General features: G+C 47.1%; 22 protein-coding genes. 13 read left to right on the top strand and 9 right to left on the bottom strand.

Annotated elements, in window-relative coordinates; all coding sequences use genetic code 11:
* Window positions 1-15: 15 nt before the first annotated feature.
* Window positions 16-2,166, bottom strand: a complete 2,151-nt coding sequence (gene fadB / locus NE536_RS14000; protein ID WP_261273063.1) for a fatty acid oxidation complex subunit alpha FadB — start codon at window positions 2,164-2,166, stop codon at window positions 16-18.
* A 490-nt stretch (window positions 2,167-2,656) separates the two neighbouring features.
* Here fadB and pepQ point away from each other — a divergent pair, with 490 nt between their 5' ends.
* From pepQ to hemG (NE536_RS13980), 4 genes are all read left to right on the top strand, one after another.
* Window positions 2,657-3,979 (top strand): Xaa-Pro dipeptidase, encoded by a 1,323-nt coding sequence (gene pepQ / locus NE536_RS13995; RefSeq protein WP_261273062.1) that lies wholly within the window; start codon window positions 2,657-2,659, stop codon window positions 3,977-3,979.
* A gap of 26 nt (window positions 3,980-4,005) precedes the next feature.
* Complete coding sequence (locus tag NE536_RS13990; protein WP_261273061.1) at window positions 4,006-4,620, top strand: YigZ family protein; 615 nt, start codon at window positions 4,006-4,008, stop codon at window positions 4,618-4,620.
* A gap of 77 nt (window positions 4,621-4,697) precedes the next feature.
* The gene (locus NE536_RS13985; RefSeq protein WP_006083804.1) at window positions 4,698-6,155 is read left to right on the top strand and encodes a TrkH family potassium uptake protein; all 1,458 of its coding nucleotides are present in this window, start codon (window positions 4,698-4,700) and stop codon (window positions 6,153-6,155) included.
* A 2-nt stretch (window positions 6,156-6,157) separates the two neighbouring features.
* Window positions 6,158-6,682 carry a menaquinone-dependent protoporphyrinogen IX dehydrogenase gene (gene hemG, locus NE536_RS13980; protein ID WP_011981997.1) on the top strand — a complete coding sequence of 175 codons (525 nt, stop codon included), beginning with the start codon at window positions 6,158-6,160 and terminating at the stop codon, window positions 6,680-6,682.
* Window positions 6,683-6,745: 63 nt separating this feature from the next.
* Here the strand turns inward: hemG (NE536_RS13980) and NE536_RS13975 are convergent, their stop codons facing one another.
* Entirely contained in the window at window positions 6,746-7,054 is a 309-nt protein-coding gene (locus NE536_RS13975) for an ArsR/SmtB family transcription factor (protein WP_006083802.1), read from the bottom strand.
* Between the two features lie 200 nt (window positions 7,055-7,254).
* Between NE536_RS13975 and hemG (NE536_RS13970) the strand changes: the two genes are divergently transcribed.
* A complete protein-coding gene (gene hemG, locus NE536_RS13970; protein ID WP_261273060.1) occupies window positions 7,255-7,806 on the top strand; it encodes a menaquinone-dependent protoporphyrinogen IX dehydrogenase in 552 nt (183 codons plus the stop codon).
* A gap of 70 nt (window positions 7,807-7,876) precedes the next feature.
* Here hemG (NE536_RS13970) and NE536_RS13965 read toward each other — a convergent pair whose 3' ends face one another.
* From NE536_RS13965 to def, 5 genes are read right to left on the bottom strand one after another with little or no spacing between them, the layout of a single operon-like run.
* Window positions 7,877-9,319, bottom strand: coding sequence for a TrkH family potassium uptake protein (locus tag NE536_RS13965; protein WP_259579942.1), 1,443 nt, complete (start codon window positions 9,317-9,319; stop codon window positions 7,877-7,879).
* A 20-nt stretch (window positions 9,320-9,339) separates the two neighbouring features.
* Entirely contained in the window at window positions 9,340-10,749 is a 1,410-nt protein-coding gene (trkA, locus tag NE536_RS13960) for a Trk system potassium transporter TrkA (protein ID WP_106648741.1), read from the bottom strand.
* Window positions 10,750-10,764: 15 nt separating this feature from the next.
* Window positions 10,765-12,051, bottom strand: a complete 1,287-nt coding sequence (gene rsmB, locus NE536_RS13955) for a 16S rRNA (cytosine(967)-C(5))-methyltransferase RsmB (RefSeq protein WP_261273059.1) — start codon at window positions 12,049-12,051, stop codon at window positions 10,765-10,767.
* A gap of 1 nt (window position 12,052) precedes the next feature.
* Complete coding sequence (gene fmt / locus NE536_RS13950; RefSeq protein WP_261273058.1) at window positions 12,053-13,009, bottom strand: methionyl-tRNA formyltransferase; 957 nt, start codon at window positions 13,007-13,009, stop codon at window positions 12,053-12,055.
* 14 nt (window positions 13,010-13,023) lie between these two features.
* Entirely contained in the window at window positions 13,024-13,530 is a 507-nt protein-coding gene (def, locus tag NE536_RS13945) for a peptide deformylase (RefSeq protein ID WP_261273057.1), read from the bottom strand.
* A 125-nt stretch (window positions 13,531-13,655) separates the two neighbouring features.
* On the opposite strand from def, the gene NE536_RS13940 reads away from it, so the two are divergent.
* From NE536_RS13940 to hemF, 6 genes are all read left to right on the top strand, one after another.
* Complete coding sequence (locus NE536_RS13940; RefSeq protein ID WP_261273056.1) at window positions 13,656-14,786, top strand: LysM peptidoglycan-binding domain-containing protein; 1,131 nt, start codon at window positions 13,656-13,658, stop codon at window positions 14,784-14,786.
* Window positions 14,787-14,869: 83 nt separating this feature from the next.
* Window positions 14,870-15,886 carry a DNA-processing protein DprA gene (gene dprA / locus NE536_RS13935; RefSeq protein WP_261273055.1) on the top strand — a complete coding sequence of 339 codons (1,017 nt, stop codon included), beginning with the start codon at window positions 14,870-14,872 and terminating at the stop codon, window positions 15,884-15,886.
* A 2-nt stretch (window positions 15,887-15,888) separates the two neighbouring features.
* Window positions 15,889-16,362, top strand: a complete 474-nt coding sequence (locus tag NE536_RS13930) for a DUF494 family protein (protein WP_006083793.1) — start codon at window positions 15,889-15,891, stop codon at window positions 16,360-16,362.
* A 119-nt stretch (window positions 16,363-16,481) separates the two neighbouring features.
* Window positions 16,482-17,045 (top strand): DNA topoisomerase family protein, encoded by a 564-nt coding sequence (locus NE536_RS13925; RefSeq protein ID WP_261273054.1) that lies wholly within the window; start codon window positions 16,482-16,484, stop codon window positions 17,043-17,045.
* Between the two features lie 147 nt (window positions 17,046-17,192).
* Window positions 17,193-17,759, top strand: a complete 567-nt coding sequence (gene tsaC, locus NE536_RS13920; RefSeq protein ID WP_261273053.1) for an L-threonylcarbamoyladenylate synthase type 1 TsaC — start codon at window positions 17,193-17,195, stop codon at window positions 17,757-17,759.
* Window positions 17,760-17,784: 25 nt separating this feature from the next.
* Window positions 17,785-18,693 (top strand): oxygen-dependent coproporphyrinogen oxidase, encoded by a 909-nt coding sequence (hemF, locus tag NE536_RS13915; protein ID WP_259512340.1) that lies wholly within the window; start codon window positions 17,785-17,787, stop codon window positions 18,691-18,693.
* 34 nt (window positions 18,694-18,727) lie between these two features.
* Here hemF and NE536_RS13910 read toward each other — a convergent pair whose 3' ends face one another.
* Complete coding sequence (locus tag NE536_RS13910) at window positions 18,728-19,165, bottom strand: group II truncated hemoglobin (protein WP_012586348.1); 438 nt, start codon at window positions 19,163-19,165, stop codon at window positions 18,728-18,730.
* A gap of 141 nt (window positions 19,166-19,306) precedes the next feature.
* Between NE536_RS13910 and aroE the strand changes: the two genes are divergently transcribed.
* A complete protein-coding gene (aroE, locus tag NE536_RS13905) occupies window positions 19,307-20,155 on the top strand; it encodes a shikimate dehydrogenase (protein WP_261273100.1) in 849 nt (282 codons plus the stop codon).
* 5 nt (window positions 20,156-20,160) lie between these two features.
* Complete coding sequence (locus NE536_RS13900; RefSeq protein WP_261273052.1) at window positions 20,161-20,436, top strand: DUF1488 family protein; 276 nt, start codon at window positions 20,161-20,163, stop codon at window positions 20,434-20,436.
* Window positions 20,437-20,571: 135 nt separating this feature from the next.
* On the opposite strand, the gene NE536_RS13895 is transcribed toward NE536_RS13900, so the two are convergent.
* Window positions 20,572-21,120 (bottom strand): gamma carbonic anhydrase family protein, encoded by a 549-nt coding sequence (locus NE536_RS13895; RefSeq protein ID WP_261273051.1) that lies wholly within the window; start codon window positions 21,118-21,120, stop codon window positions 20,572-20,574.
* Between the last annotated feature and the right edge of the window lie 565 nt (window positions 21,121-21,685).

The following is a 21,685-nucleotide window of genomic DNA, read 5'->3' as shown; positions in this document are numbered from 1 at the left end:
TTCCTTTCCCGCTAATTAGGCTTGGTAGTAGCTACCGTTATTGGCTGCTAATGTGCGCATCGCATCTGTGACTTGATACAGACCGCCCAAGTGAGCGTATTTGTCTGCTAAGGCCACAAAATTTGCGACACCCATGGTATCCAAGTAACGGAACACGCCGCCTCTGAATGGCGGGAATCCTAAGCCATAAACTAGGCCCATATCCGCTTCGGCAGGCGATGCGACAATACCTTCTTCTAAACAGCGCACGGTTTCGATGATCATAGGGATCATAGTACGGGCAATAATGTCATCGGCTTCGAAGGCTTTTAACTCGCCAAAGGCATCTTTCAATAGACCGTAGCTTGTTGGATCGACATCTTTCTTCGGCTTGCCACGGCTATCGACTGAATAGACATAGAAACCTTTACCATTTTTCTGGCCAAGACGTTTGCTCTCAAACATCACATCAATCGCGTCAGTGCCTGATTTACCCATGCGATCAGGGAAACCTTCAGCCATAACAGCTTGGGCGTGATGACCTGTGTCTAAACCGACTACGTCGAGCAGGTAAGCTGGACCCATTGGCCAACCGAACTGTTTTTCCATCACTTTGTCGATTGCAGCAAAGTCGCCACCTTCGGCAAGTAAGCCGTTAAAACCTGCAAAGTAAGGGAAGAGTACACGGTTAACGAAGAAGCCTGGGCAATCATTAACAACGATTGGGGTCTTGCCCATTTTGCTGGCATAAGCCACAACAGAGGCGATGGTTTCTTCAGAGCTATGCTCGCCACGGATAACTTCGACCAACGGCATTTTGTGCACTGGGTTGAAGAAATGCATACCGCAGAAACGTTCAGGTTTCTTCATGCTCTTAGCGAGCAAGTTGATTGAAATTGTTGAGGTGTTTGAGGCGATAATTGCATCTTCACTCACATAGCCTTCAACTTCGGCTAAAACCTGTGCTTTGATTTTTGGATGTTCAACAACAGCTTCAACGACAACATCACTGTGTTTAATCGCGGCATAATCTAATGAAGGCGTGATGTTGTTCAGTACTTTGGCCATTTTTTCTGGCGTTGAACGGCCACGGGCGACTTGGGCAGACAGCAGTTTAGCGGCTTCATTGAGACCCAAATCTAATGCTGGCTGGGCAATGTCTTTCATGACAATCGGTGTGCCTTTGCTGGCGCTTTGGTAAGCGATGCCGCCGCCCATAATGCCTGCGCCTAATACGGCCGCGTTGTTGACTTCTTTCGCTAACTTGCCGGCTTTCTTCGCTTTACCTTTAACAAATTGATCATTAAGGAAAATACCGATAAGTGCTTTAGCTACGTCAGTTTTAGCCAGCTTGATAAAGGCTTGATGTTCGATTTGTAATGCTTCAGCACGACCTTTAGTCGATGCTTGCTCAATCACGCTTACAGCAGCCATTGGTGCAGGGTAGTGTTTACCCGCAACCGCAAACACCATACCTTTGGCTGTGGTGAATGACATCATAGCTTCAAGTTTTGGCAGTGTTAGCGCAGACAGTTTACGGTTACGACGTGCTTGCCAATCCAGCTTTTCAGCAACAGCATCTTTCAGCATTTGAATCGCAGCAGCTTCTAACGCTTGTGGTGCAACCACTGCATCAACAGCGCCGACTTTCAGTGCATCTTCAGCGCGTTGGTCTTTACCGGTCGTGATCCACTCAAGTGCGTTATCTGCACCAATCACACGTGGCAGACGAACTGTGCCGCCAAAACCTGGGATGATGCCGAGTTTAGTTTCAGGTAAACCGATTTTGGCTGTGGTGTCTGCGATACGGAAATCGGTTGCCAGAATGGTTTCACAGCCGCCACCTAAGGCAAAGCCTTTGATTGCTGATGCGGTTGGGAAAGGCAAGTCTTCAAGTTTGTTGAAGACTGCGTTGGCTTGTTCAACCCAAGAGAGCAATACGGCGTCATCTTGTGCGAACAGGCCTAAAAATTCGGTAATGTCGGCGCCTACAATAAAGGTATCTTTACTTGAGGTCAGCACTAACGCTTTGATATTGGAATCTTGCTTGATGCTGTCTAATGCCGCATCGAGCGAGGCGAGGGTTTCTCTGTCGAATTTGTTCACCGAACCGGGTGCGTTAAAGCACAGCTTGGCAATATTATCCTCGAGTAACTCAACCTGAATTGTAGGACTTTGGTAGATCATTGCTTGCTTCCTTTTGGCTTAAAAGTGATACCCACCATTATGTGTTGGTGCTAGTACGACTCTCTATCTCACAGCAGCTTCGGCCATCATTTGACCAGTTGTGTGCCAGTGTGCTTCGAAATTCGATAAATTACAACACCCAATTTAAACGACTGTTTAATTTCTTGTCGGCTAGAGTGATTTTTCACCTTTGTGATACACTGCACAGAGTGTAGAACACCTAGAATGCGTTAAATCACTTTGCGGATAAATAGGTCTTTGTGGCTGTTTACCTTAGACGTTTAAACGCTGCAGCCATGCTAGGGTTGAACATAACTCTTAAAGATAATCATGATGTTATCGCTTTAATGTTCTTTGTTCCGCGGCCATGTATTTTAGATTGAGTGACAGTTTAGTGTTTTGATTGAATCTGTTGTTCATGATCAGATTAAGAATATGTGAGCAAATTCGGCTCATATTATTAACTTTTATTCATTGCAGGAGATGACAAATGGATCAGTTGGCTCATCACTATCGTGCCCATATTGCCGAGTTAAACCGTCGAGTCGCAGAGATTTTGTCTCGAGAAGCCTTGTCTGGTTTAGTGATCCATTCGGGTCAGCCGCATCGGATGTTTTTGGATGATATCAATTATCCCTTTAAGGCAAACCCGCACTTCAAGGCATGGTTGCCTGTGTTGGATAATCCGAATTGCTGGTTAGTGGTTAACGGCCGTGATAAGCCGCAACTGATTTTTTATCGTCCTGTGGATTTTTGGCACAAAGTGTCTGATGTGCCTGATATGTTTTGGACTGAGTATTTCGATATTAAGCTGCTGACCAAGGCTGATAAGGTCGCTGAGTTTTTACCGACAGATATCGCCAATTGGGCCTATTTAGGTGAGCATTTAGATGTGGCCGAAGTGCTGGGTTTTACCAGTCGTAATCCCGATGCTGTGATGAGTTATCTGCATTACCACAGAACCACTAAAACCGAATATGAGTTGGAATGTATGCGCCGCGCGAATCAAATTGCGGTGCAGGGACATTTGGCGGCTAAAAATGCCTTTTATAATGGTGCGAGCGAGTTCGAAATCCAGCAGCGCTATTTATCTGCCGTAGGCCAGAGCGAGAATGAAGTGCCCTATGGCAATATTATCGCCCTTAACCAAAATGCGGCGATTTTGCATTACACCGCACTTGAACACCAAAGCCCTGCGAAACGTTTGTCATTTCTTATCGATGCCGGCGCGAGTTACTTTGGCTATGCCTCTGATATCACCAGAACCTACGCATTCGAGAAGAATCGTTTCGATGAATTGATCACTGCGATGAACAAGGCACAGCTAGAGCTTATCGACATGATGCGTCCGGGCGTGCGTTATCCCGATTTACACTTGGCCACCCACGCTAAAGTCGCACAAATGCTATTGGATTTTGATTTAGCCACAGGTGATACCCAAGGTTTGGTCGATCAAGGCATAACCAGTGCTTTCTTCCCCCATGGCTTAGGTCACATGTTAGGCCTACAAGTGCATGATGTTGGCGGCTTCTCCCACGATGAACGCGGAACTCATATTGCGGCGCCAGAGGCTCATCCATTCCTACGCTGCACCCGCATTTTAGCGCCAAACCAAGTGCTGACCATGGAACCTGGGTTATACATTATCGATACTCTGCTTAATGAGCTTAAACAAGATAGTCGTGGCCAACAGATCAATTGGCAAACGGTGGATGAGTTAAGACCTTTTGGCGGTATTCGTATCGAAGATAACGTCATAGTGCATCAAGATAGAAATGAGAACATGACCCGTGAACTCGGCTTGGCTGATTGATATAGGGTAAAGATTAGGGCGGATGTGTGCTCGAAAGTTATAGCGTTCCCTGTGAAGATATCGTGATTGAAGAAGAGATAAGGCATAGCCGCTTTATCTCTTTTCTGTTTCATTGCGATAGCTTTGATAAATTTAAGTTAGTACTCACTGACATAAAGCGTGACTATCCCGGCGCCAGCCATTATTGCTCAGCTTTTGTGGCTGGCGCACCGGATGATAGCGTCTTGATTGGTTCGAGTGATGACGGTGAACCCGCCGGTAGTGCTGGTCGCCCTATGTTAGCTGTGTTGCAAGGGGCAAATATCGGCGAAGTGGGTGCTGTTGTGGTGCGTTTTTATGGCGGAACTAAGCTAGGCGTAGGTGGACTGGTTCGGGCTTATACGTCGGGCTTAAGGCAAGGTTTGGTTCAATTGCCAACGCGACTAAAACAGTTACGTTATCCTGCCAAGTTGCATTGTGATTATGCGCAGCTGCGCGATGTGGAACATCTATTACAGCAAGTCGATGCCGTGATTATCGATAAGCAATTTGCTGAAGCGGTCGATATTGTGTTCGAGATAGGGAGGCAGCAACAGGCATTACTGTGTGAGTCGCTGGCGACGCTCAGTCAGGGAAGTTTGAGACCTGAGTTTGAGCTGTGATGCCTGCGTAAATTATGCCAAAATAGCCCAAATGCTGAAAATACCTTTGCAGCCAATGGAATGATTGAACTCGCTTAATGCAATATAAAACCATAATACGAATCATAGGCCTGCTGATTGGTTTATTTTCAATCACTATGCTGCCACCAGCACTGATCGCTGTTTGGTATAACGATGGCGGCGGCACGGCGTTTATGCAGGCATTTTTTGTCAGCCTATTTATTGGTTTCTGGCTCTGGTATCCCAATCGCCACTGTAAAGAAGAATTGCGTACCCGAGAGGGTTTCTTGATTGTGGTCCTGTTCTGGACCGTACTGGGTTCTATCGGTGCTTTACCGTTTATCTTCTCGAGTCAACCCGACCTCAGCTGGACCGATAGTTTCTTCGAATCTTTCTCTGCGTTAACCACCACCGGAGCCACAGTGATTGTCGGGCTCGACTTCTTACCTAAAGCCATTCTGTTTTATCGTCATATGCTGCAATGGCTCGGCGGTATGGGGATTATTGTGCTCGCCGTGGCGATTTTACCTGTGCTTGGCGTCGGGGGAATGCAGCTCTATCGCGCTGAAATTCCGGGCCCAGTGAAAGACAGTAAGATGACCCCGCGGATCGCCGAAACCGCTAAGGCACTGTGGTATATCTATTTACTGTTAACTATTTCCTGTGCAACCGCTTATTGGCTGGCGGGCATGAGTGTGTTCGATGCGGTTTGCCATTCATTTTCAACTATCGCTATTGGCGGTTTTTCGACCCATGATGCTAGCATGGGGTATTTCGATAGTTCAGTGATTAACCTTATTTGTGTATTCTTTTTAATCGTTTCTGCAGTTAACTTTAGCGTGCATTTTGCGGCATTTTCGCGGCGAGGAATTAACGTTAGAGTGTATTTTAAAGATGCCGAATTTAAGATGCTGGTGGCGATTCAACTCATTCTTACCGCGATTTGTTTCCTCACGCTTTATCATTCGGGCATTTATGATTCGCCGGAAGAAACCTTAGACCATGCCTTATTTCAGGCGGTTTCCGTGGCCACTACCGCAGGGTTTGGTACTGAAAGCTTCCACATGTGGCCGCTGTTTTTACCTATTCTATTGATATTTTCGAGCTTTATCGGTGGCTGTGGTGGCTCAACTGCGGGTGGGATTAAGGTGATTCGGGTCATTTTGCTGCTGTTACAGGGCTCGCGCGAATTAAAGCGACTGGTTCATCCTAAGGCGATGTTCTCTATCCGTATCGGTTCTAAAGCCTTGCCCGATCGCGTTGTCGATGCCGTGTGGGGATTCTTCTCTGCCTATGCGCTGGTGTTTGTGATCTGTATGCTTGCACTCATGGCGATGGGATTAGATGATATTACTGCCTTTAGTGCCACCGCAGCTTGCTTAAACAACCTAGGCCCAGGCTTAGGCGCGGTAGCCAGTAACTACGCCAGTATTGGCGATGGCGCCAAATGGGTATTGGTCGCGGCTATGCTGTTTGGTCGCCTCGAAGTATTTACCTTACTGATTTTGTTTACGCCAACTTTTTGGAAGAATTAATCATGCAGACGTTAATAATCTATTCGACGATTGATGGCCAAACATTGGCAATTTGCCAAAAAATGAAGACGATTGCTGAGCAGGCGGGAGAGCAGGTTTCGCTGGTCACATTAGAGCAGGCTGATGCGTTGAGCTTAGCTGATTTTGATAAAGTGCTGATCGGCGCCAGTATTCGTTATGGTAAGCATAGACCTGAACTTTACCAGTTTGTGAACCGCCACCATGCGGTGCTCGATACTAAGATTAATGGCTTTTTTACCGTTAATGTCGTGGCGCGCAAACCCTTAAAGAATACGCCTGAAACCAATCCTTATATGCAAAAGTTTCTGCAGCTTTCACTGTGGCAACCTCAGCAGTTAGAAGTGTTTGCGGGCAAGATTGATTATCCTAAATACGGTTTCTTCGATCGCACTATGATACGTTTCATCATGTGGATGACTAAAGGGCCAACCGATATCACAGGCACCTTTGAGTTTACCGATTGGGAAAAAGTCGACGCCTTCGGTAACCGCTTTAGCCAGCACTAAAAACCATTAAGCCCTAATCACTTGCAAGCGATTAGGGCTTAAATTTAAGCTAGCTTTACCGTGTTACACTGCGCAGTAGCGGCTATGCAGAATCGAAATCACTTGGGTGACTTGTTCGTTCTTGAGCTTGTAGTAAACAATTTGCGAGCTCTTACGGGTATCCACCAGATCTTCAGCGCGTAATACGGCTAAATGCTGGGATAGTGCCGACTGGCTTAATGGCACAGTGGCATTGAGTTCAGTTACGCTCAACTCTTTGTCTAGTAATAGGCATAAAATCATTAGGCGATAAGGGTTCGCTATGGCCTTAAGCCATTTAGCCGCACTTTCCGCATTAGTTACCATTGCAGCTACATCTATGTCATTTTGCATAAGGTCACTCACTTCATCGCTTTTGATTAGATAATTCTAATTGAACACCTGTGTTTACGCAATCATACTGCTCAGCCATGCAGATCTCAATTTTTGCATCTCAGAATATGAGATACGGCTGATTTGTGATCCTATCAGAGGTTTATTTAACGTAATCTTGCCACAATGGTGACATTAACTCAGTGGATCGGTAATTCCCTATGACACGCGTTCTCGTACTTTATTTTACCCGTGGTGGCCACACAGCCAAGATTGCCAATGCAATTGCCGACCAATTAACCTTTCGTGGCGCTAAGGTCGATCTCGTTGATATCAATAGTGCTGCCGTGACTTGTATCAATTGGCCCGATTACGAGGTCGTCGCCTTAGGTGCCTGCGTACTCTATGGCACCTATGATAAGAGTGTGTTCAAGTTTATCGAGCAGCATGCAGAGGCTTTGGGTGCATTGCCAAACAGTTTCTTCTGCGTCAACGTGGTAGCGAGAAATCCAGAAAAACGTATTCCTGAGAATAATAAATATCTGCAAAAGTTCATCGCCTTATCGCCGTGGACGCCAGCCGATCTTAAAATTATTGCGGGGAAAGTGGATTATCCTTCATGGCCTTGGTACGACAGATGGATGATCCAGTTGATTATGAAGATGACCAAAGGCCCAACCGATCCTAAGTCGGTTATCGACTACACCGACTGGGCAGATGTAAAGGTCTATGCCGATCATCTGCTTGAATTAGTCGACGTTACCGCTATTTAGGACGGGTCAGGCTTAATAGAAAAGGCGCTTAACAAGTTAAGCGCCTTTTTAGTATCCAAGCTCTACAGAATTAATACTTCCAGAAACTCGGGTGGAATAACACTGCTACGGTCAGAATCTCTAAACGGCCGAGGAGCATACCGAGTGACAAGGCCCATTTTGCTACGTCGGGCAGAGTTGAAAAGTTACCCGCAGGGCCAATAATTGGGCCTAAACCTGGGCCTACGTTGGTGACCGCCGTGATAGCGCCAGTAAAACTGGTCATAGGGTCGAGCCCTGTGAGCACTAAAATTACCGACAAGCCTACAATCACCATTACAAACAACAGCACGAAAGTGATCAGCGAGCGCACGATATCTTCACTGATGATGCGATTGTTGTAGCGTTCCCTAAAGATACCGTTTGGATGACATTGCTGTTTCAATTGCTCGCGCATAATGGCGCCAGCGATTTGAAAGCGGAAGATTTTAATCCCGCCCGAGGTTGAGCCAGAGCAGCTACCGACAAACATTAAGAACATAAAGGCGATGTTGGCAAAGGCGCCCCAAGCACCGTAATCCGTTAAGCCATAACCTGTAGTGGTCACCACAGAAACCACGTTAAAGCTGGATAAACGCAGTGCATCGAGGAGTTCAATATCGCGGGTTTGCCACAGCCAAAAGCCAATAGAACAAGACACGAAGGTCAGGAAAAACAAGAAGCCTTTGACCTGAGCATCGTTCCAAATGCGCACATCCCTTTGCTGTATGGTGTGCACAAACATAAGTAGCGGTAAACCACCCGCCGCCATAAAGAACACGCCAACCCAGTGAGCCGAGTGGGAGAACGCGGCCATTGAGCTATCAGATGTTGAGTAGCCGCCGGTCGATAGGGTGGTCATGGCATGGTTGATGGCTTGAAACCAAGTCATTCCCGCCAGATGATAGGCAACGCAGCAGGCAACAGTCAGCAAAATATAAATAAAGAATAAGTACTTAGCCATGCTCTGGGTGCGTGGTACGGCTTTATCGCTCCAATCGGACGATTCAGTGCGGAACAGCCGCATACCACCGACGTTCAAGAAGGGCAGAATGGCCACCGCCATCACAATAAAGCCAATCCCACCAAGCCACTGCAATAAAGAGCGCCAGATTAAAATGCTGTGATCCATGGTATCCAACCCCGAGAGCACGGTAGAACCTGTGGTCGTGATGCCGGACATAGTCTCAAAGAAGGCGTCGGTATAGCCAATCCCGTGATACAGGGTAAAGGGCATGGCCGCAAACAGGCTCACGATCAACCACGTCAAGCTGGTCAACAGGAACATATCGCGGATATTGAGGTTAATGGTTTTACTCTGGCCATTGTGTAAACACAAGCTGGCACTAATGCCTGTCACTAACGCCGACAGCATGAAAGAGCCCACGGTTTCCTCGGCATTAAACACGGCGAGGAGCAGTGGGATCAACATGAAGGCTGTCAGCATGGACAAAAACAGCCCTAAAATAAACAATAGTGGTCTAAAGTTCAGCATAAGTTGGCTTACTTAGGTTCTTAGAAGAAGAAAGCACTTGGTTGGAAAAGCTTCTCGACTTCGCCGACAAACTTTTTATTCACTAGGAATAAGATCACGTGATCCCCTTGTTCTATCACGGTTTTGTCGTGAGCCATTAATACTTCGTCGTTGCGGACAATAGCACCAATGGTGGTTCCCGGTGGCAACTTAATATCGCCAATGGCTTTGCCAACCACTTTAGACGTGCTGGCATCCCCGTGGGCAATCGCTTCAATTGCCTCGGCGGCGCCGCGACGTAGGGAGTAAACGTTACAGATATCACCCTGACGGATATGGGTTAACAGTGCCGAAATGGTGGCTTGTTGGGGTGAGATAGCAATATCGATGTTAGCTTCTTGGACGATATCGACATAGGCTTCGCGCTGGATCAGCACCATGACCTTTTTTGCGCCCATACGTTTTGCCAGTAATGCTGACATAATGTTGGCTTCGTCGTCATTGGTCACCGCAATAAATACGTCGGTTTGATCTATGTGTTCTTCGAGCAGTAATTCTTGATCCGAAGCGTCACCGCAGAACACGGTAGTATTTTCCAGTTGCTCCGATAGGGCTTCAGCGCGCTCATACTTGTGCTCAATCAGTTTAACTGAGTGGGTACGCTCAAGGCGTTTGGCTAAACCTAAGCCTATGTTACCGCCACCGGCGATCATAATGTTGCGGTAGGAGTTATCGAGCTTCTGCATTTCGCTCATCACAGCGCGAATATGGCGACTGTCGGCGACGAAGAATACTTCATCATCGGCTTCGATAATCGTGGTACCGCGAGGCATGATAGGGCGGCCTTGGCGGAAAATTGCCGCAACCCGGGTATCAATATTTGGCATGTGTTCGCGCAGTGCCGCTAACGCATTACCTACCAGTGGACCACCATAATAGGCACGAACGGCCACTAGACTTAGCCGTCCTTCGGCAAATTCGAGTACTTGTAGCGCGCCGGGATATTCAACAAGTCGCTGAATGTAAGCGGTCACTAACTGTTCAGGGGCGATTAATTCATCGATCACGAAGCCACCACGGGGGCGACCGTCGCTATTTTTGGTTTCACTGTCGATAAAAAGTTTATCGCGCATCGCCAGATAAGGTTCTGAGCGAATACGGGCAATTTTTGTTGGTGTGCCGAAGAGGGTGTAAGCAATTTGGCAGGCAGCCATGTTGCATTCATCGCTATTGGTTACCGCGATCAGCATGTCGGCATCTTCTGCGCCTGCTTCTCTAAGTACGTCTGGATGGGCTGCATGGCCCGCCACAACGCGAAGGTCATATTTATCTTGCAGGGCGCGTAGTCGGGATTTGTCACTATCTACAATAGTGATGTCATTATTCTCACCGACCAAGTTCTCGGCCAAGGTTCCCCCGACTTGACCCGCACCTAATATGATAATTTTCATGGCCTTGCTTACTTCCTAATCGGTCGCTTTTAATAAACGGGCGTAATAGAACCCATCCATATTGTCTTGTCCTGGCGTGATTTGCCAACCTATATCCTGTGGCGAATGTTGCTGGGAGAGTGTGTCTAGCTTAGCATCTGTGGTTCTGGCCAAAAATGCACTGATCTGGTCGCGGTTTTCCTGCGGTAAAATCGAGCAAGTAGCATAAAGTAGCGTGCCACCGGGTTTGAGCCACTTCCAGCAATGATCGAGAATTTGCTGTTGTAGTTCAGCCAGCTCTTCGATGTCATGGTTTTTACGTAACCATTTGATATCGGGATGGCGGCGGATCACTCCCGTGGCCGAGCATGGCGCGTCCAGTAAGATACGATCAAATTGTCCACCTTGCCACCATGAGTCAATATTGGCCGCATCGCCATGGATAAGCTCCGCTTTTAATGACAAGCGGTCAAGGTTCTGTTGCACCCGCTCGAGACGATTAGCATCAAAGTCGACGGCAACCAGTTTAATGCTTGGCTCAAGTTCGAGTAGATGACAGCTTTTACCACCGGGCGCAGCGCAGGCATCGAGGATTAATTCATTCGCTTGTGGTGCCAGTAATGTCGCCGCCCACTGCGCCGCGCCATCTTGCACTGAGGCTGCACCTTCATGGAAGCGTGGCAGTGTGGCAACATCCTTTGGATGCGCTAAAAGAATGGCATCTGCACTGCAGCCTTCACTCGCTTCAATTTCGAGGTCGGCTAAAGCGGCGAGGTATTCGGTACGGCTTTGGGATAAGCGATTATTACGCAGCCACATAGGTGGGCGTTCATGGCTTTGTTGAATGATGTCTTGCCACTGCTCGGGATAGGCTTCTTTTAAGCGCTTAATCAACCAAGCGGGTGTGTTGTAGCTTAAGGTATCTGACTCAGTGCTGAGCGGCGAAAGCTGGCGCTGAATGTTGCGCAGTACACCGTTAACGACCTTAACCATGCCTTCAAACTTTAACTGGCGACAGGCTTCGGCGGTTTCTGAAATCGCGGCGTGGCTTGGAATACGAGTGAAGTAAAGTTGATAGCAACCTATGATCAGCAGCTGGTGAATAATCCTTTGCTTACCTTTGAGTGGTTTCGCTAAGCATTCACTGATGCGTTTCTCTATTTGCGGCAGAGTGCGCATCACGCCGTAACAGAGTTCGGCGAGTAGGGCTTTATCTTTGCCGCTGGCAAGGTGCTTTTGTTGATCGGGCAATGCCACTGAGAGTGACACGCCTTTTTCTAATACTTCGAAGATGGCTTTCGCAGCCAGCGCGCGCAAGTTCATACTAATGTGCCTCGTTGGCGAAGCGAGTATTCGGACTAAACCATTCACCTCGAGCATTGAGAATATCGGCAACATTGAGCGGCTTTTTCCCTGGCAGCTGCATACTCAGCAGGGTCAATACGCCGTCGGCAGTGGCGACTTCTATGCCTTTTTTGCTGGCGCTGATAATAGTGCCCGGAGCGGCTGTGCTGGTGGTTTCGCTGACTTGGGTCTGCCACACTTTAATAGTATTGCCTTGGTGCTCAAAGTAACTCACAGGCCAAGGATTAAAGGCTCGGACTTCTTGCCAGAGTTGCTTGGCAGATTTATTCCAATCGAGTCTGGCTTCTTCTTTACTGAGTTTTTCTGCGTAGTTCGCTAGGGCTTCATCTTGTTTTTCAGCGGCTAAGGTGCCGTTTGCTAGACCTTCTAGGGCTTGCAATAGGGCAACAGGACCTTGTTCAGCCAATTTCTCGTAAAGGCTGGCTGAGGTGTCGCTATCTTCAATCTGCAGAGTGGTTTTCAGTAGCATATCGCCGGTATCTAAACCCACATCCATCTGCATAACTGTCACGCCAGTTTCTTTGTCGCCAGCCCAAAGTGCGCGTTGGATTGGTGCGGCACCGCGCCAGCGTGGCAAGATAGAACCGTGAACGTTAATACAACCTAAACGTGGTGTATCTAATACGACTTTTGGCAAGATCAGACCGTAGGCAACTACCACCATAATATCGGCATTCAGCGCGGCAAGTTCTTGTTGCGCGGGTTCTTTACGTAATGAACCCGGTTGATAAACAGGAATATTGTTGGCGACGGCGAGTTCTTTTACTGGGCTGGCGGTCAGTTTCTTGCCGCGGCCAGCGGGTCTATCGGGCTGAGTGTAAACGCCAATCACATTGTGGTGTGAGTTAAGCAGTGCTTGTAAGTGGCGAGCGGCAAAATCCGGTGTTCCGGCAAAGATGATGTTGAGTGGTTTCAAATCTGATCCTATGCTTATTTGGCGTCCAATCGGGCCGCTTTTTCAAGTTTTTGTTTGATCCGCTGACGTTTTAGCGGCGACAGATAATCGACAAACAATTTGCCTTTGAGGTGATCCATTTCGTGTTGAATACAGATAGCAAAAAGCTCATCGGCCTCAACAATAAATTCGTTGCCGTGCCTGTCTAAGGCTTTTACTGTAACAAATTCGGCGCGATCGACTTTGGCATAAATGCCCGGCACCGACAGGCAGCCTTCTTCATTGCAGAAGTCGCCGCTGCTGGCGATAATTTTGGGATTAATAAACACTTTAGGTCGTTCGACTTCATCTTGTAAGTCCATGACAATAAGTTGTTTATGGTAATCCACTTGGGTTGCGGCCAGACCGATACCTTTCTCTTGATACATGGTTTCGAACATATCATCAATTTGAGTCTGCAGCTCGGCATTAAACTCTGTGATTGGGGTCGCTTGTGTCCGCAATCTTTCGTCAGGGAATTGTAATACTTTTAATAGTGTCATACATAAACTCTTAACAAGTCTGTCAAATCTCTGCCAGTTAGTTATACTGACTGATGCTAATGGGTTAATTTTAATCTTTAGTGCCTATCAATAACAGTAAAAGCTCAAACTAAGAGCCAAACAACATGGAAATACCCATGAAACGGTTAATTTTACTCGCGTTAATGACATTCAATTGCACGTTTGTTGCCGCCGATACCCTTACGCTGAAAGCGGGGCATCCTGAGTCATATGTAGTGAAAAAGGGCGATACTCTTTGGGATATCTCCGCAGCGTTTCTAAATGATCCATGGAAATGGCCACGTCTTTGGGATGTAAACCCGCAGATTGCCAATCCCCATCTTATTTACCCTGGCGATCAACTCACCCTAGTGTTTGTTGATGGTCAGCCTCGACTCGTGCGCAACGGCGACATACTCGATACTGCTAAACCCCATGTAAAGAAGAGCCCTGAAGGACGGATCATTGCTAAGAGCAATGCCATTCCTGCCGTCGACTTGGCCTTGATTGAACAGTATTTAGTGCAGAATCGCGTTGTCGCAACCGACTGGCTTGCCGAGCAACCTATGGTATTGGCAGGTGAAAGTCCATCGCGTCATCATATTGTGGGTGATGTCATTTATATCGACGCTGAACTGCCGATGAATCAAAAGTACGGTGTTTACGAACGTGGTCGCGAGTTTTTCAATAAGGAGTCTGGCGAGGCGATAGGACAAGAAGCTATTTTAGCCTCAACTGGGCAAGTGGTTGAGTCTGGTAAGGTGTCAAAAATTAAGTTGTTAACCAGCTTTCGTGAAACCAAAGCAGGTTTCAGAGTCATGCCGATGGAAAGTGATTCCTTGATGTTAGCTTATTTCACCCCAAAGCCTGCAGAGTTAAAGACACCAGCTGTTGTGCTTGCTATCGAATCGAAGATGCGTGAAGCGGGTAAGTTGGATGTGGTGTACTTAGATAAAGGCACCCAAGATGGGGTTGAGCCCGGAGTCGTGTTCTCTATTTACCGTGATGGTGAAGTCATTGTCATCAACAATGATGGTATGCCAGTGCCTGCCACTGAGCGCACCGCCTACGATAACCTGATGGCATCTGTCTCATCGGATCGTGCTATTCAAATGCCGGATATCTATCATGGCAAATTGTTAGTTTTCAAAGTATTCGACAAAGCGAGCTTAGGTTTGATTGTTTCCACCGAGCGTCCTGTGCGTGTCGACGATAAGTTAATTGCCCCAGAGTCTTTAGCCTTAAGAGGTCAGTAATATCTGAACATTTGGTCGATTGGTTAGTTGTTTGTGCTGTATCTGGGCTAGGACCCGCTCGGATCCAACAATTATTAACGCACATGGAAGTGGACGACCTCAGGCAAAGGTTAGAGCACGAGCGAGAAGCGCTACCTTTATCTGACCATCTGCTCCATAGTCTTGCTATTGATTATCAAAAAGTCGATGTCGCCCTCGAATGGCAGCAGCAAGCCGCTGACCATCATCTCGTATGTTTCTCCGATCCGCTTTATCCGCCATTATTAAAACAACTCTCAGATCCGCCCGCCGTACTGTTCGTTAAAGGTTGTTTGGAGGCGTTCGCCCTTCCTTATCTTGCAATTGTTGGCAGTCGTAATGCTTCTCCAGGTGGATTGCAGGTCGCTTATCAGCTGGCTGCGGAGATGTCCTCAATGGGATTTGGTATCTGCAGCGGTATGGCGATCGGGATTGATGGCGCTGCCCATAAAGCCTGTGTTGAACATCAAGGGCGAACCGTTGCTGTGCTCGGGACTGGCATTGAGACTGTCTATCCACGAAAACATCGGCAGCTTTATCATGATATTCAGCAGCAAGGCTGTATACTTAGCGAGTTTTGGCCAGATGTCGGTCCCTTTGCGGGGAATTTCCCGAAACGAAATCGGATTATTAGCGGTCTTTCTTTAGGGACTCTTGTGGTTGAAGCCTGTCGTAAAAGCGGTTCTTTAATCACAGCTAGGTTGGCGATGGAGCAAGGGCGTGAGGTATTTGCCGTTCCGGGCTCAATCTTGGGCGGTTACCATCAAGGCTGTCATGATTTATTACGTGATGGGGCAAAACTTGTGGAAACAGCCGCCGATATAGTGGAGGAGTTGGCAAGTTTAACCGCTTACCACCTTGAAGAATTGAAGTTATGCCACCATATACAGCAAGGCGAGATTTGTAATTTGCCATTTTCGTCTCTGTTAGCTAGTGTAGGTTATGAAACTACATCCATTGATGCAGTAGTTGAACATAGTGGGAAAACGATAGATCTGGTGTTAGAACAAATGCTTGAACTTGAGTTGCAAGGTTGGGTGATTGCAGTACCCGGTGGTTACGTCAGAGTAAAGAGGAGCTAGCCATGTTTGATATCCTCATGTATCTATTTGAAAACTATGTTCACAGTGAAGTTGAACTACTAGTTGATGAAGACGAGTTAACCAAGGAACTCACTCGTGCCGGATTTCATCAATCCGAGATTTTAAAAGCGTTAACTTGGTTAGAGCGCTTAGCTGAATTACAAGAAGGGGATAAACCTTATCTTTGTAATCACGATCAGCATTCGTTTCGTATCTATACAAAGGACGAAATGGACAAGCTGGATGTGGAATCCCGCGGTTTCTTGCTGTTTTTAGAGCAAGTTAAAGTGCTGAATGTCGAAACCCGTGAAATGGTGATCGATAGAGTCATGGAGTTGGATGAGCCAACCCTGATTTTAGAAGATCTCAAATGGGTTATCTTAATGGTGTTGTTTAACGCTCCTGGTCATGAGTCCGCTTATGAGCAAATGGAAGATTTAATCTTCGAACAGCCAGAAGGCCGACTACATTCTTAATCGTTGTGAAAGATGAATTATGAGAGAAAGGAGGCTAAGACCTCCTTTTTTGATGCCATAAATTCCTTGATGGCACTGCGCTTGATATCCTAATGCGCTACGACAGGTGGTGAATGATTATGTCTAAGATTGATGAACAATTATTTAGTGCCCACGAACACGCACTGGAAAAAGAATACGAACTTTGCCCTGAATGTGGCAGCGAGTTATCGGTCAAGCACAGTAAGCACGGCGGTTTTATTGGCTGTAATAATTACCCTAGCTGTAATTACACTCGCCCATTAGTGCAGCACGAATCCATTGAAACTCAAGTGATTGAAGGTTCTGTTTGCCCTGAATGTGGCCACGAGCTGGCGGTAAAATCTGGTCGATTTGGGATCTTTATCGGTTGCACTCAATACCCTAGCTGCACGCATATTGAAAAACAGGATCAAGCGAGCGACAAGCCTGATATCCCTTGCCCAGAATGTAAAACGGGTAAACTGGAGCATAGAACGAGCCGCTTCGGAAAGAGTTTTTATGCCTGTAGCGCTTACCCTAAGTGCAAGTTTATTGTGAATTATCCTCCGGTTGCTGAAGATTGCCCGAGCTGTGGTTTTGGGATCTTAGTCGAGCGTAAAGGTGCGGCGGGGATGCGTTTAGAATGTCCGCAAAAAAGCTGTAAATACAAAAGACCACTTTAGTTTATTGTGTGACCTGCATCTTAATATTTGGCCGATGAAAGTGGCTTGCGTATAATCCTCGGCTGACCGCTGATGGGGCGGTCAGTATTCGAATTTATCCAATAATTTGATTGTTGAAATCGACAATACTTAAAAGGTGATCCTAAGATGTTGCAGCTGCACCCATCTGACATAAAACATATTGTGCTTAACGGTGGTGTTATCGCTTATCCAACCGAGGCGGTTTATGGCCTTGGTTGCGACCCTGATAACGACACTGCTATCCAAAAGTTATTGGCGGTAAAACAGCGCCCATGGCAGAAAGGACTGATCTTAGTCGCCAGTGATTTTCAGCAGCTTTTAGCTTATGTTGATGAATCGCAATTAACGGCTGAGCAGCTCGAATTTGCATTTTCCAAGTGGCCAGGGCCTTTTACCTTTGTCATGCCAATCAAAGCGCATGTTTCAAAATACCTCTGTGGCGAATTTGACTCTATCGCAGTGCGAGTGTCGGCCCATGCTGGGGTACAAGCCCTGTGCCGCGCGCTTAATAAACCTTTAGTGTCGACCAGTGCTAACCTTGCAGGTGAAGATCCCGCATTAACTGCCGCTGAAATCCTCGCCGATTTTACCGGTAAAATCGATGCACTGGTATTAGGCGAACTCGGCGAACAACGTCAGCCCTCGACCATCATAGATGCACGAAGCGGCAAAATTTTACGAAATGGACAATGAGCAAACCAATAATAAGGATAACAAGATGAGTGTGCCTGATGCTGCAGTGGTAAAAGCGTTTTTACTCGATTTACAAAACCGCATTTGTGCTGGTTTAGCAAAGTTAGATGGTCAAGCGACCTTTGCTGCCGACTCATGGACCCGCGCCGAAGGCGGTGGTGGCACGAGCCGAGTATTAACCCAAGGTGCAGTATTCGAGCAAGCTGGAGTTAACTTTTCCCATGTGACTGGCGCCGCTATGCCAGCGTCGGCAACGGCGCATCGCCCAGAATTGGCGGGTCGCAGTTTTGAAGCTATGGGGGTTTCTTTAGTTATTCATCCTAACAATCCGTATATCCCGACGACTCACGCCAATGTGCGCTTCTTTATCGCTCAAAAAGAAGGTGCCGATCCTGTATGGTGGTTTGGCGGTGGTTTTGACTTAACACCTTATTATCCATTTGAGGAAGATGTGCGCGAGTGGCATCAAACGTCTAAGAATATTTGTGCGCCTTTCGGGGATGAGGTTTATCCCAAGTATAAGAAATGGTGTGATGAGTATTTCTTCCTGCCGCATCGTAATGAAACCCGCGGCGTAGGCGGACTGTTTTTCGATGACTTGAATCAAGAAGGATTCGAGCAAAGCTTTAGCTTTATGCAAGCCGTGGGCAATGGCTTCTTAACGGCTTATGCGCCGATTGTTGAGCGTCGTAAGGATACTGAGTTCGGTGAGCGCGAGCGTCAGTTCCAACTCTATCGCCGTGGTCGTTATGTTGAGTTCAACTTAGTCTACGACAGAGGCACCTTGTTTGGTCTGCAGACGGGCGGGCGTACCGAGTCTATCTTAATGTCGATGCCGCCATTAGTGCGTTGGCAATATGCTTATACACCAGAGGCGGGAAGCCCAGAGGCAGATTTGTACGATAACTACCTCAAACCACGCGACTGGGTTTAGCCGTTAATCATAAAAAGTGGATGCCATATCCACTTTATTGATTACGCATATGATCGGCCAGAGTTGAAATCGCCTCAAAAATGGCGGCTCGATGCTCTGGCTTTTTAATATTCTCTTCAATCGCAAACTTCATACAAAACAGCCATTGATCGCGCATCGCCTCATCAATATCGACATGCATGTGTCGTGCTCGCAATGCGGGATGACCATATTTTTGCTGATAAAGCTGCGGTCCGCCGAGCCAACCACTTAAAAATTCAAACAACTTCTGCTCTGACTCCGCAATGGGCGCCCTATGAATGGCAAGCAGTGTTGTCGTTTCTGTTGAGCTTGCCATCTTCTGATAAAAACATTTAGTGATAGCGCGGATCACCTTTTCGCCGCCGATTAAGTCATAGGCGTTAGATTGACTAGGATCGCGATCATCCTGCGGCGGAGTGTGTTTACTAAAAATCTTTTTAAGCCAGTTCATTGGAATAGTCGTTCACTAAAGTAGAGTGTATTGAGCCGATGGCGCATTATAGCGTGAAATTTAGTTGAGCATAATTCGTCTTGCGTGGGCTCAAAAGCGCGGTAGACTGCAAAGCCATTGAACCTAAAATTTCATATCGCTATGACAGACAGATACGCAGTGTTTGGCAATCCAATTAGCCACAGTAAATCGCCGTTCATCCATGGACAATTTGCCGCGCCCACCCAAGAGTCATTAACCTATGAAGCCATTCTCGCTCCGGTCGATGGTTTTGAAGCCTCATTGACGGCGTTTTTCAATGCGGGCGGTAAGGGCGCCAATGTGACAGTGCCTTTTAAGGAGCAAGCTTTTGCGCTGTGTGACAGTATCAGCCCCGAAGCCAAACTCGCTGGCGCAGTCAACACCTTAAGTTTATTGGCCGATGGCACTATTCGCGGTGATAACACCGACGGTTTAGGGCTGGTGGCCGATCTCATCGCTAACTTAGGCAGCTTGCAAGATAAGCGCGTGTTACTCATTGGCGCTGGTGGCGCGGCGCGCGGTTGTATTCTGCCGTTATTAAATGCGGAGATTGCACAACTGACCATCAGCAATCGCACCCACACTAAGGCGCAGCTTCTGGTCGATATCTTTACTTCTGTGGATAACGGCGCTTACGTGAGTAAAGTCACCGCCGTAGAAATGAGTGAGCTTGCGGGCGAGTTCGATATCATTATCAATTCAACCTCTGCTAGCCTTGCGGGCGAGTTGCCACCTTTGCCAGCACATATCATCACCACCCAAACCGTTTGTTATGACATGATGTATGGCGCCTCGGTCACCGCGTTTAACCAATGGGCACTCTCCCAAGGTGCGGCGAAAGTCATTGATGGGCTAGGTATGTTAGTCGGACAAGCGGCTAAGAGTTTTACCTTATGGCGAGGTATTGAGCCCGACACCCAAGTGGTGTTGACGCTTTTGCGGGACAAACTAATGGCAGAGCCTAAGTAGGAAGCATGAATCAAAGTATTCTTTTCCCCGATCTGCAATATTGGGACGATGCCCAAGGGCAAATCTGTTTTATGGCGCAATCGCAGGGGATGAACATCAAGTGCTATATCAGTGCTGCTAAATTACGTGAGCTGAATGATTTCTCTGAACAGCCGAGCACCGATGAAGCGGCTGCTATGCTGGCATTGTTTGATGCGGTGAGATTTGACGCCGAAGAAATGGCTGAAGACTTAATCGAAGCCGAAGAGTTTGATGAGTTTGGCGCAGTACACTTAGGCTAAACTTATCGAACTCAGATAGTTTTCTGAATCAGCGAATAGCAAAAGGCGGTAGAGACTGAATAAGTCTCTGCCGCCTTTCTTAATATAGCGATAGTGATACTAAGCGACTAACTATAAGAGATTAGCGCTAAGTGACTAGAGGTTTTGTAACTCAACTAAGTATTCGTTTTTCAGTCTGACATAGTTGTCGGCAGATTCTGGCAAAAAGGCCATTTCGGCAGGTGTTAATGGACGAGCTTGCTTAGCTGGGCTGCCTACATATAAATAGCCGCTCTGTAATACCTTGCCCGGTGGCACTAAAGAGCCCGCACCTAAGATCACATCATCTTCTAAAATCGCACCGTCAAGAATAATCGCGCCCATGCCCACTAATACTCGATTACCGACTTTGCAACCGTGAAGCATCGCCTTGTGACCAATAGTCACATCATCACCAATAATCAGTGGATGACCATCGGGACGAGCAGCTGACTTACGCGTCACATGCAATATGCTACCGTCTTGCACGTTCGAGCGCTTACCAATACGAATATGGTTAACATCACCACGCGCCGCCACCATAGGCCAAATACTGGCATCAGTATCTAACGCAATATCGCCAACAAGCACCGAAGCTTCATCTACATACACATTATTGCCTAATCGAGGATGAATACCTTGGTAAGTTCTGAGTGGCCCTGACATAGAAAAGTCCCTATGAGTGTTTTTTTGCATTATAAAGGTTAAAAACTAGCTGGTCAGGTCAAATATCCAACGAACAGTGAGAAAATGACAATTATCTTAAAAATAGGGGTTGTGCACTTTCTCAATCTCCCTATAATGCGCATCCACTGACACGGCAGACAGCGAAAGCAAGCTGACGAGTTAGGTTGAATTGAGTCGCTTTTAAGCATTTAATTCAAGCGCAGCAAGAAGTTGAAAAATACTCCTTGACGCGAAACGGGAAATGCGTAGAATACGCAGCCCTAGCCAACTGGAAGCGTTCGGCGCTCAGTGTGGTACTCAAGTTCTCTTACGAATATTGAGTTGCTCTTTAACAAGATAAAACAAGAAATCTGTGTGGACACTCACAGGTGTTGAGTTAATCGAAACTGCTTAACCTTAGGGTTGGCAGTCAAAAATTTAAATCAATGTAACAATGAGTGTTCATAGCAATATGTACAGTTTGTTTTAGCACTTCTTTTATAGGGAGTGCGAGAAACAAAAAATCAGAATTCATTGAGCCGCTGATTCCTTAGGGATGAAGCAA

The organism is Shewanella septentrionalis, assembly GCF_025370265.1.
GTDB lineage: Bacteria > Pseudomonadota > Gammaproteobacteria > Enterobacterales > Shewanellaceae > Shewanella > Shewanella hafniensis.
This window is presented reverse-complemented; position numbering and strand designations above follow the sequence as displayed.